Raw genomic sequence first — 11,673 nt, forward strand, 5'->3', positions numbered from 1 at the left:
TCGTCACCATCGCGCTCGACGACCATGACCAGTACGTGCCGGCGCAGGAGCCGGAGCCGAATCCCGAATTGCTGACGGCGTTCGACGATTCGCCTGCGCCCGTAGTGCGCGGCAATCTGCCGAATGTCTATGACGGCATCTACCGCACCGCCTATTCCTACGGCATGTCCAAGGCGATGACGCAACGGCTGATCAAGTTGCTGGCATCCAGTGTCGACTTTCAGTCGCGCCTCAATCCTACGGACCGCATCGAGGTGCTGTTCTCGCAGCCCGATGGCGACGACCAGGCGTCCGACGAATCCGAGCTGCTTTACGTCTCCGCGACTTTCGGCGGCACGACGCGAAATTTCTACCGTTTCCAGATGCAGGACGGCAGCACCGACTACTTCGACGAAAACGGCAGCAGCGCCGAGCAGTTTCTGCTGCGCAATCCCTTGCCCAATGGCCGGTTTACGTCCGGGTTCGGTGCCAGGCGTCACCCCATTTTGGGGTATGTGAAAATGCACACCGGCACCGACTGGGCAGCTCCCGTGGGATCGCCGATCATTGCCGCGGGCAACGGCGTCGTCGAAAAGGCCGGCTGGGCCGGCGGCTATGGCAAGCAGATCATCTTGCGTCACGCCAATGGCTACGAGACGTCCTACAATCACCAGAGCGCCTTTGCCAAAGGCATCGAGCCGGGTGTTCGCGTTCGCCAGGGTCAGGTTATCGGCTATCTCGGCTCAACCGGCCTCTCCACCGGTCCGCATCTTCATTACGAACTGATCGTCAACGGCACCAAGGTCGATTCGATGCGCGTCCGCCTGCCGGTCGGCAAGACGCTGAAGGGCGACGACCTCGTCGCCTTCAAGCGCGAGCGGGAACGCATCGACGACCTGCTCAAGCAGGAAGACAGCAATCAGTTGAAGGTCGCGAGCGCCAAGATCGAAGGCTGAGCCGACGTTTTTCGTCGTCAGCCCTGCTGATTCGCCGTGTCGCGCGCCCATGGCAGCCGCTCGCCCGAAACCGTCGTCCACGCAGTGATTGCCGAAAGCAGGCAAAGCAGCGCGGTCACTGCGGCAACGGCGGCGAATGCCGCGTCGCTGGCGGCAAGTCGCGCCGCATCGAGGCCGGGCGCCAGGCCGGCTGGCGGCGGTTCGCCGAAACCCGGAATGCCGGAGCCGGCACCGGTGCCGAGCACGCCAGCGTAAACCCAGGCCGCCAGCGATCCCATCGCCGCCACGGCGATCAGGCCGCCGATGCGCGAAACGGCGTTGTTGATGCCCGAGGCCGCACCCGTATCCTTGTCCTCGACCGCCGTCATGATGGCGGTCGACAGCGGCGATACCACCAGCGCCATGCCGAACCCCATCAACGCCATCAGCGGGAATACCCCCAGCCAGAAATTGTGGATGCCCCAATAGGCCAGCAAGGCAAGTCCGGCAAAGGCAAGAGCCACAACCAGACTGCCGCTGGCGATCGGAAAGCGAGGCCCGATGCGGTCGGACCACTGGCCGACCGGTCCGGACAACAGTGCGATCAGTGCCGACAACGGCAGGAATATGAAGCCGACCTCGGCCGCGCTCAGCCCCCATCCGGCGATCATGAGCATCGGCAGATAGAACAGATTGGCCGACAGCGCGAAATAAAGGAAGAAGGTCGCCACATTGGCGCCCGCGAACGCGCCGATCCGAAACAGCGACAGATCGATCATCGGCTCGCGCCGCCGGCGCTCGAAGACGATGAACATGACGAGCAAAACTGCACCGGCGACAATACTCGGGCCGGACATCAGCCCCTCCCCGTCGCCGCTCATCGAGGTCAGGCCGTAAGCGAGAGCTCCGAACGCCAATATGGCGAGTGCAGCCCCGCCGAGATCGAGGCTGCGCTTTTCCGCCGGCGCGTCGGCAGGGACCTTGGCCAGCAGAAGATAGATCGAGATAAGACCGAGCGGCAGATTGATGGCGAAGATCGCCCGCCAGATGCCGTCGCCGAACGCTGACAGCACGAAGCCGCCCAGCACCGGGCCGAGCGCCGTCGTCAGTGCCGATGCCGCGGCCCAGATGCCGATCGCCCGGCCGCGTTCCTTTTTCGGATACGCTTTGGCGATAATGGCCAGGCTGCCCGGCACCATGATGGCCGCTCCGACACCCTGGATAGCCCGAAATGCAATCAGCACTGCCGGGTTAGGCGCCAGCGCACAGGCAAGCGAGGCGGCAATGAACAGGACGATGCCGGCGACGAAAGAGTGGCGCAGGCCGAAGCGATCGCCGGCGGCGCCGCCGACGAGAATGAGGGCTGAAAGCGTCAATGCATAGGCATTGGAAATCCATTGTGCCTCGGCGAGGCTGGCGCCGAGGTCGACGCGGATCGCCGGCGTCGCAATGGCCAGGACCGACCCGTCGATGAAGCCGAGCGCGGAAGCCAGGATCGCGGCGATCAGCACGAACCGCCGCTGTGCCTGCGGACAGAACGTATCGGCGGGAAGCGAGCCGGTCAGGGGAACGGCGCCGGTACCGACTTTGGTTGGCGTGTGCATGCCGCCTTACCTAGATCGCCGGCGCGCCGGCGACAACCGGCCAGCACGGTGTTCTCGTTGAAACCAGGCCAACCTGGCCATACAGGCAGGATCACGGCGCTCCGGGTGCAAACGACAGATGCCGTGCTAAGCTTCTCGCAGCGCCACGGACAAGGGGGGAAATACCGCATGAAACGACCGCTCGAACCCTCGGCGGAAGGGCGCGGGCGCGTCGTCGGCATCACCGACGGCGTGTTCGCCATCGCGCTCACCCTGATCGTTCTCGAGATCAGGGTGCCGGCGCATGAAACGGTGCATTCCGAACGCGAGTTGATCACCGCGATCACAGCACTGGCACCGCGCTTCCTGACCTATGCGCTCAGCTTCCTGACGCTGACCATCTTCTGGTTCGGCCAGCAGGCGCAACACGGGCTGATCGCAAAATCCGACCGGCGGCTTGCCACGCTGAACCTCTGCTTCCTCGGCTTCATCGCCTTGCTGCCGTTCTCGACCGACCTTCTCGCCGACTTCCTCGAATTCAGGACTGCGGTGATCGTCTACTGGCTCAATCTTTTGATGCTCGGCCTGACGCTGCTCGCCAGTTGGCGCTATGCGGACAAGAACGGATTTCTGGCCGAAGGTGTCGACGCGGAGACCACCCGAACGGTCTATCTGCGCATCGTCAAGGCACAGATCCTGTGGGCCGTCGGCGCGACACTGTGCCTGATCAGCCCGTTGCTCAGCGTCGGCTTTATCCTGGTGATGCAGTTGATCTATGCCGCAGCGCTGCACGCGCCACTGCTGCGCAAGGTCATCGGGTGATTCGAGCGAAGGCGTTGCGCTTTACTCGACGAACTCCACGATAACGCCGGGCGTCACGATCTTGGCCAGCTCGCGCGCATCCCAATTGGTCAGCCGCACGCAGCCATGGCTCTCAGTCTTGCCGATCTTTGACGGATCCGGCGTGCCGTGAATGCCGTAGGTCGGCTTGTCCAGCGCAATCCAGACCGAGCCGACCGGGCCGTTCGGCCCCGGCGGGATGGTCAGGATCCTGTCGTTTTCGCCCTGCTTGAAATTGATGTTCGGGTTGTAAGTGTAGTTCGGGTCCAGCGCGACACGCGACACCGTATGCGTGCCGGACGGCGACGGCGTGTCCGACGAGCCGATAGTCGCCGGATAGGCTGCGACCAGCTTGCCCGCCGCATCATAGGCGCGGACCTGCTTGTTGGCCTTGTCGGCGATGATGCGCGCCACCGGCGTCGCCACCAGCCTCCCGAAATTGGCGACCTTGATGATGGTGCCTGGACGATTGAAATTGGCCTCCGGATTGAGCGATTTCAGATAGGCCTCGTCCATGTGGAAGCGCTCGGCCAGCGCTTCGGGCACCGACGTGTAGCCCATGCGATCGAGCTGGGCCTTTTGGCTGTAGTCCTCCGGTATCGATGCGACATAGGGACCGGCCGCATCCTCGGGCGTGATCGTATAGGAGGCGAAGGCATCGCCGCCGGATTGCGCCAGGGCGGCCTGGATGCCGATCGCGTCGGTCGACTTCAGATTGCTGCCGGTGATCTCATTATAGGCGGCGAGCGCCTTGTCGACATTCGAGCCGAACCGTCCGTCGATGACGCCGGGCGACGCACCGGCACGGTCGAGCAGCACCTGCAGCGCCGCCACGTCCTCGCGGGCGCCGAGCGCAAGCGACGGGTCGACCGCCGTCTTGCCGCCAGTGTTTGGCGGCGAGGCTGTGTCTGGCGGCAAGGCCGCCTGCTCGTTCGGCACTGTCGGCTCGACCGGCTCGATCGAGGCCTCGTTGAGCGGCTGGCGCTCGATGGTGCGCGGCTTCACCGGCTGCGCTGCCTCCGGATAATCGTTGCCGTAGCCGTCATCCGGTGGCGCTTCGGGGAACGCTTCCACCGAATTGTCGCCATTAAGATCGTAGTCGTCGGCCGGCGGCACGATGATCCTGCCCTCGTCTTCCAACTGCCTGCGGCGGTAGCGCGCCATGTCCTGCGGGTCGTAGAGATAATAGCGGTCGTCCTCGACCGGTCCGAGATTGCGCAAGCGCTCACGGCGCAAGGCACGGCGGTCGAGCCTGGTCTGCGGCGGCTGGATGGCGACAACCTTGCCGGTCTCCGCATCGACGATGACGCGGTTTCCCCTGGCGTCGTAGTAGATATCGAGATTGCCGTTCTGGGCGATCAGAACGCCGCCCGTATCGGCAGCGCGAACAACCCCCGGTACGGTGTCCGCCAGCGGTGAGGCCATCGCATTAGACGCCAGCAGCCCGGCAGCAAGCGCTGAAAGGGTGAAGATGGTGCGCAACATGGTGGCCAAGATTCTCCGGTCCGTAAATGCCGCCGTCGGCGTTGTCCCCTCAGAGCGCCGCGCGTCCTTTCGGACGCGCAAGGTCGCTCCAACACCTGAATCTCCGCACGTGCTTTCCGAACATCGAATTCGATCTTCGGGCCGATGCGGCAGGCGAACCCCTTCGACGGCAAATCAGTTGTCAACCATAAGGTTCCAATATGAACCGGGCATGAAGATGGCGGATTTCTGACCGATCAGACGACAGTGAGCCCCAACTCCTTGCGCGCCTGCTTCGTCAGCTTCAGCGCCACAAGACGGTGGCTTTCGCGCAGATAATCCTTCAGCGCCTCATCATCCATGCTTTCGCTTGTCCGGCGCTGGATCCATTTCATGCCGCGCGAGGCGAGATACGGCGCCGGCCGAAGGCCCGGCTGTTCCCTCAGCACATCATAGGCGATATCGGAGCATTTGAAGGTGACGAACGGCTCCTTGCCTTCACTCCAGCCGCCGATTGCGAAGACTTTGCCGCCGACTTTCCAGACATGGGCGCCGCCCCACTGCACGACATGGGTCGTCGAAGGCAGCGAGGCGCAGAAACTGTTGTAGTCGTCCAACGTCATCTGCGCCCCGCCAGTGGTGTAGGACCATGAACCAAAGGTCGGCTTAGCAAAAAGCGGATGCCGATTTTTCGGAAAAGATCATGGTCAAGATTGAAGATAGGAATTCCATCCCGATTCCATCGGGATGGAACAGGTCTTAGCTTGAACTCAGGCGGCCGCCTCGGTTGCCACGACTGCGGGCTTCGAGCGGAAGTTCAAGCGGTCGGATCCAGCGGTGACCTTGACGGTCGAGCCATCGAGGATCTCGCCGAGCAGGATCTTTTCCGCCAGCGGGTCCTGCAATTCCTTCTGCATCACCCGCTTCAGCGGCCGCGCGCCATAGGCCGGGTCGTAACCCTTGGCCGCCAGCCAGTCGATCGCCTCCTGATCGAGCGAAAGCGATATCTTGCGGTCGACAAGCAGGTTTTCCAGCCGCTTGAGCTGGATTTGGACGATCTGGCCCATATCCTGGCGGCGCAGCCGGTGGAACAGGATCACCTCGTCGATGCGGTTGAGGAATTCCGGCCGGAACGAAGCCCTGACGACATTCATCACCTCGTCGCGCACGACGTCGACATCCTGGTCCTCGCTAAGATTGACCAGATATTCGGCGCCGAGATTGGACGTCATGATGATCAGCGTATTGCGGAAGTCGACAGTGCGGCCCTGCCCGTCGGTCAGCCGGCCGTCGTCGAGCACCTGCAGCAGCACGTTGAAGACGTCCGGATGCGCCTTTTCGATCTCGTCGAACAGCACGACCTGATAGGGCCGGCGCCGTACCGCTTCGGTCAGCGCGCCGCCTTCCTCATAGCCGACATAGCCGGGAGGCGCGCCGATCAGCCGGGCGACCGAGTGCTTCTCCATGAACTCCGACATGTCGATACGCACCATGGCGCTCTCGTCGTCGAACAGGAAGCTGGCCAGCGCCTTGGTCAATTCGGTCTTGCCGACGCCCGTCGGCCCGAGGAACATGAACGAGCCGAGCGGCCGGTTCGGATCCTGCAGGCCGGCGCGCGCACGGCGTACGGCTTTCGACACTGCCTGCACCGCCTCGCCCTGGCCGACGACTCGCTTGCCGATCTCGTCTTCCATGCGCAACAGCTTGTCGCGCTCGCCTTCCAGCATCTTGTCGACCGGGATCCCCGTCCAGCGCGAGACGATATGGGCGACGTGGTCGGGGCCGACCACTTCCTCGACCATGCCGGCCTTGCCATCCCTGGCTTCGGCCTGCTGCAGCTGCTTTTCGAGTTCCGGGATCTTGCCATAGGCAAGTTCGCCGGCGCGCTGGAATTCGCCCTTGCGCTGGGCAATGGCAAGTTCGTTGCGCGTCTCGTCGAGCTGCTTCTTGAGGTCGGCGGCAAGCCCGAGCTTCTGCTTCTCGGCCTGCCATTTCGAGGTCAGCTCGGTCGATTCCTCCTCGAGGTTCGAGAGTTCCTTCTCGAGCCGGGCGAGCCGGTCCTTCGAGGCATCGTCCTTCTCGACCTTGAGCGCCTCGCGCTCGATCTTGAGCTGCATGATGCGGCGGTCGATCTCGTCCAGCGCCTCGGGCTTCGAATCGACTTGCATGCGGAGCCGCGACGCGGCCTCGTCGACGAGGTCGATCGCCTTGTCCGGCAGGAAGCGGTCAGCGATGTAGCGGTTGGACAGGGTTGCGGCCGCGACCAGTGCCGAATCCGAGATGCGCACCTTGTGGTGCTGCTCGTATTTCTCTTTCAGGCCGCGCAGGATCGAGACGGTGTCTTCGACCGTCGGCTCATTGACGAAGACCGGCTGGAAGCGGCGGGCAAGGGCCGCATCCTTCTCGACATGCTTGCGGTATTCGTCGAGCGTGGTGGCGCCGACGCAGTGCAGTTCACCGCGGGCCAGCGCCGGCTTCAGCAAGTTCGACGCATCCATGGCGCCATCCGCCTTGCCGGCGCCGACGAGCGTGTGCATCTCGTCGATGAACAGGATGATGCCGCCGGCCGCAGACGTGACTTCGGAAAGCACCGCCTTCAGCCGCTCCTCGAACTCGCCGCGGTATTTGGCGCCGGCGATCAGCGAGCCCATGTCGAGCGCCATCAGTTGCTTGTCCTTGAGTGATTCCGGCACGTCGCCATTGACGATGCGCAGCGCCAGCCCTTCGGCGATCGCCGTCTTGCCGACGCCGGGTTCGCCGATCAGCACCGGGTTGTTTTTGGTGCGACGCGACAGCACCTGGATGGTGCGGCGGATTTCGTCATCACGGCCGATGACCGGATCGAGCTTGCCCGCGCGAGCGTCGGCCGTCAGGTCGCGCGCATATTTCTTCAGCGCGTCGTAGCCCTGCTCGGCGCTCGCCGAATCGGCGGTGCGACCTTTGCGTACGTCGTTGATGACCTGGTTCAGCGCCTGCGGCGTGACACCCGCCTTTGACAGGATGTCGGCGGTCTTGGCCGATTTTTCCATGGCCAGCGCCTGCAATAGCCGTTCGACGGTGACGAAGCTGTCACCGGCCTTCTTGGCCAGTTCCTCGGCGGTCGAAAACACCTTTGCCAGCGGCTGCGCCAGATAGAGCTGGCCATTGCCGCCCTCGACCTTGGGCATTGCCTCCAGTGCCGTCTCAACGCCGAGCTTGACGTCACGGACATTGCCGCCGGCGCGCTCGATCAGCGACGCAGCGAGCCCTTCGTCGTCATCGACAAGGACCTTAAGGATATGTTCGGGGGTGAATTGCTGGTGATTGCGGGAAAGCGCCATGGTTTGCGCGGACTGGATAAAGCCGCGCACACGCTCGGAATATTTTTCAAGATTCATGCCTGTCTCCTTCCGTCACCGGCCCGCTTCGCGGCACCGGATCAGATTGCGGTGACGGACCCGCCCGTTCGAGCCGGATCCTGTTCACGCAAGATATGGGACGCAAACCACGGACCCTCAAGACGCCTCGACACTGGCGGACGCATAATATCGCGAGCGCACAAAACAAAACGGCGGAGATTTCTCTCCGCCGTCCAGGGTAAAGGATGCGCTAAGGTCGGCTGAACGTTTTTTCGATCAATTCTCGACGTCTGCGATCACAGCTTGACCGCCGGGGCCTTCAGCCGGCGCTGCATCGACATTCCCAGCGTCGGTATTGCCAGTCTCGGTATTGCCAGTCTCGGCATTGCCCGTCTTGGCATTGCTTGTCTCGGCACTCTCAGGGCCGGCGTTGTCGTTGCCGCCATTTGCCTGTTCGACATCGAGGCGCGGGCGACGCGGACGCCTGGGGCGGCGGGCCGGGCTGTTTTCGGCAGCGGCTTCGTTGAGCTCGGCCTGGGCGGCGAGACCCGCCGGCGAAAAATTGTCGAATTGCGGTGCGGGCTCACCCACAAAGTCCGGTTCAGCGGCCGGTACGGGCTCCGCCTGCGCCGGCGTCTCGTCGCGCCGTGGCTGTTCGATGCGCTGGCCACCCTGCTCGCCGCGCGCGCCATACTCGCCGCGCTGGCCGTTCTGGCCGTAACCGCCGTTGGGACGACGGTCGCGGTGGCGTCCGCCATTGTTGTCGCGGCCGTCACGGTTGTCGCGACCGCCCCGATTGTCGCGGCTGTTTTCCTGGTTCAGCGCCAGTTCGGCCGGCGTGCCATCGATGACCGGCTGCGGGCCGGCCCCGTGATTGACGGTCGAACCCGACGTCTCGTTGGCATTGTTGTTGCCGGCATTGTCGAACTCGTCGCGATCCTCGTCGCCATCATCGTCGAAATCGTCGCGATTCTGCTGGGCGTTCTGGATCGGCATCTGCGCCTGAGCGGCTGCGATGATGCGGTTATAGTGTTCTGCATGCTGGAGATAGTTTTCCGCCATCACCCGGTCGCCGGAGCTTTGCGCGTCACGGGCAAGGGTTGCGTACTTCTCGGCAATCTGCTGAGCCGATCCGCGGATCTTCACGTCCGGGCCGTTGCTCTCGTAGTTGCGCGTCAGGGGATTCGGCCCCTTACGATTGTTGTTGTTATTGTTGTTGCCGCCGCCGCCATTGTTGTTGCGACCGCGCATGCGCCTGTTTTGCTGTTGTGGCCTCATTAGACTCTCTTCACTTTGAAATTTTCGAAAAACTCTTCACGAACGGAGGCGCTCATGCGGCCAGCCGTTTCGTTCCTTCACCGGCGTTCGCCCGCATCAATTGCGTTGGCGCCACGTGCCATCCTGTTCCGGTTACTTCACTTGCCGGACGATTCCCGCACGAAGCTTGGGCGTCGTTTGCGCAAGAAGGCAGCTATTTCCAAGGAAAACCGAATCGCTAAGAGCACTGCCTGCTTCGTCTCATCCGGTTATGGCGACCCTAGCCGCATTCCCCGGTATTGCCAAGCGCTTTTTTCGCACTGCATCACGGCTTCCACCGTTCGAACACAAGAACTCTGTCGATTCCGCCGAGATCACGAAACGCCCCGACCGAACGGTACCCGGCCGCGGAGAATATCTCCGTAACCTGTTGGTGCTGCGTATGGCCGATCTCGACCGCAATCCTGCCTTGGAGTTCCAAATACGCTGCCGCTCCTGCGGCGATCTTCCTGTAGGGGCTCAGACCGTCCACGCCGCCATCGAGGGCCTGGCGTGGATCGAAACCGCGGACCTCGTCCTGCAGATTTCCAATGTCGTCTGAGGGTATATAGGGAGGGTTTGCGACAATTACATGGTACCGGCCAGAAACTTTTTCAAACCAGTCGGATTCGAGCGCCGTGAACCGGCCGGCGAGCCCCAATTCCCCGGCATTACGCATGGCTGTGGCCAGCGCCTCCTGCGAAATGTCGACGCCGGTGGCGGTCGCGGCCGGAACGGCGCTGAGCAGCGCCAGCGCAATGGCACCGGTGCCGGTCCCGAGATCGAGGATGCGGCAACCGCCTTCGCGTGCCGCTATCGCCTTGACGAAGGGCAGTATAGCCTCGACCAGCGTTTCGGTATCCGGCCGCGGCTCCAGCGTTTGCGGCGAAAGCGAAAGGCGCAAGCCGTAGAATTCGCGGTAGCCAAGGATTCGGTGTACCGGCTCGCCGGCGATGCGCCGTCGCAAGGCGGCTTCGATTGCCGCCGTCACGTCCGCATCGACCGCGTGCCCGGGCTCGGCGATGGCCTGCGTGCGACTGGTGCCGGAAAAATGCTCGACGATCAGCCTGGCATCGAGCGCCGGATCCGCAACTCCGGCTGCGGTGAGCCGGTTTCGCGCCTCCCGCAGCAGCGGCGCCAGCGTGGCGGGCAGGCTGTCAGCCATCAATGCCGATGTCGGCGAGCAGCTTCGACTGGTGATCGGCGATCAGCGCGTCGATGATCTCGTCGAGCTCGCCCATCATCACCCGGTCAAGCTTGTAGAGCGTCAGGTTGATGCGATGATCGGTGACGCGACCCTGCGGAAAATTATAGGTGCGGATGCGTTCCGAGCGGTCGCCCGAGCCGACCTGCGACTTGCGCGATTCGGAACGTTCCTCGTCCGCCTTGCTGCGCTCAAGATCGTAGAGCCTGGCGCGCAGGATCTGCATGGCCTTCGCCCGGTTCTGGTGCTGCGACTTTTCCGCCTGCACCACCATGATGCCGGTCGGCAGATGGGTGATGCGCACGGCCGAATCGGTGGTGTTGACGTGCTGGCCGCCTGAACCCGAGGCGCGCATCGTGTCGATGCGGATGTCTTCGGCCCTGATGTCGATGTCGACCTCTTCGGCTTCCGGCAGCACAGCGACCGTCGCCGCCGAGGTATGAATGCGTCCGCCCGCCTCGGTCGTCGGCACGCGCTGCACCCGGTGCACGCCGGATTCAAACTTCAGATGGGCAAAGACGCCCTTACCCGAAACGGTGGCGATGATTTCCTTGTAGCCGCCGACCTCACCCTCGCTGGCCGACACCGTCTCGAAACGCCAGCCATGCGCCGCGGCATAGCGCTCGTACATGCGAAACAGGTCGCCGGCGAAAAGCGCCGCCTCGTCACCGCCGGTGCCGGCGCGGATTTCGAGGATGGCGTTCTTGTCGTCGGCGGCATCCCTTGGCAACAGCAGGATCTGGATGTCCTTCTGCAGCGCCTCGATTCGATGCTTGACCTCCGGCAGGTCGGCCTCGGCCAAGGCGCGCATCTCGGCGTCGGTGCCCTTGTCGGCGAGCATCGCCTCCAGATCGGCCTGTTCGCGCTCCGCGGCGCGCAGTGCCCTGATCTTTGCCGCCATGTCCTGGATGTCGGCATATTCGGAGGCCATTCTGACATAGGCGTCCGGCGCCGGCCCGGCCGACATCTGCGCTTCGAGCATGTCGAAACGCTTGACGACTTGATCCATACGGTCGCGGGGCAGGTTGATCATG

At 63.4% G+C, this 11,673-nt stretch carries 9 protein-coding genes (1 of these 9 only partly in view); 2 read left to right on the forward strand and 7 right to left on the reverse strand.

The genetic code is table 11. The features are described from left to right. A protein-coding gene (locus tag NKG60_RS24660) for a M23 family metallopeptidase (protein WP_352670276.1) crosses the window boundary here: on the forward strand, positions 1-935 show its 3' portion. 1,024 nt of this gene lie to the left of the window's left edge; only the last 935 of its 1,959 coding nucleotides appear in the window; its start codon lies off the left edge, out of view; the stop codon is at positions 933-935. A gap of 17 nt (positions 936-952) precedes the next feature. Here the strand turns inward: NKG60_RS24660 and NKG60_RS24665 are convergent, their stop codons facing one another. Beyond that, positions 953-2,518 carry an MFS transporter gene (locus NKG60_RS24665; RefSeq protein WP_352670279.1) on the reverse strand — a complete coding sequence of 522 codons (1,566 nt, stop codon included), beginning with the start codon at positions 2,516-2,518 and terminating at the stop codon, positions 953-955. Positions 2,519-2,686: 168 nt separating this feature from the next. On the opposite strand from NKG60_RS24665, the gene NKG60_RS24670 reads away from it, so the two are divergent. Beyond that, a complete protein-coding gene (locus tag NKG60_RS24670) occupies positions 2,687-3,319 on the forward strand; it encodes a TMEM175 family protein (RefSeq protein WP_352670282.1) in 633 nt (210 codons plus the stop codon). 21 nt (positions 3,320-3,340) lie between these two features. On the opposite strand, the gene NKG60_RS24675 is transcribed toward NKG60_RS24670, so the two are convergent. From NKG60_RS24675 to prfA, 6 genes are all read right to left on the reverse strand, one after another. Then, positions 3,341-4,822: a L,D-transpeptidase family protein gene (locus NKG60_RS24675; RefSeq protein ID WP_352864463.1), complete on the reverse strand. Its 1,482-nt coding sequence runs from the start codon at positions 4,820-4,822 to the stop codon at positions 3,341-3,343. Positions 4,823-5,058: 236 nt separating this feature from the next. After that, positions 5,059-5,424, reverse strand: coding sequence for an MmcQ/YjbR family DNA-binding protein (locus NKG60_RS24680; protein WP_352670285.1), 366 nt, complete (start codon positions 5,422-5,424; stop codon positions 5,059-5,061). Between the two features lie 147 nt (positions 5,425-5,571). Next, positions 5,572-8,178: an ATP-dependent chaperone ClpB gene (clpB, locus tag NKG60_RS24685; RefSeq protein WP_352670287.1), complete on the reverse strand. Its 2,607-nt coding sequence runs from the start codon at positions 8,176-8,178 to the stop codon at positions 5,572-5,574. 237 nt (positions 8,179-8,415) lie between these two features. Continuing rightward, a complete protein-coding gene (locus tag NKG60_RS24690) occupies positions 8,416-9,390 on the reverse strand; it encodes a DUF4167 domain-containing protein (RefSeq protein ID WP_352670289.1) in 975 nt (324 codons plus the stop codon). 331 nt (positions 9,391-9,721) lie between these two features. Continuing rightward, positions 9,722-10,600 (reverse strand): peptide chain release factor N(5)-glutamine methyltransferase, encoded by an 879-nt coding sequence (gene prmC, locus NKG60_RS24695; protein WP_352864467.1) that lies wholly within the window; start codon positions 10,598-10,600, stop codon positions 9,722-9,724. After that, positions 10,593-11,672, reverse strand: coding sequence for a peptide chain release factor 1 (gene prfA / locus NKG60_RS24700; protein WP_352975823.1), 1,080 nt, complete (start codon positions 11,670-11,672; stop codon positions 10,593-10,595). The genes prmC and prfA overlap by 8 nt, the downstream gene beginning before the upstream one ends. Position 11,673 lies beyond the last annotated feature (1 nt).

Source organism: Mesorhizobium sp. M1428, assembly GCF_040317515.1.
Classification (GTDB): domain Bacteria; phylum Pseudomonadota; class Alphaproteobacteria; order Rhizobiales; family Rhizobiaceae; genus Mesorhizobium.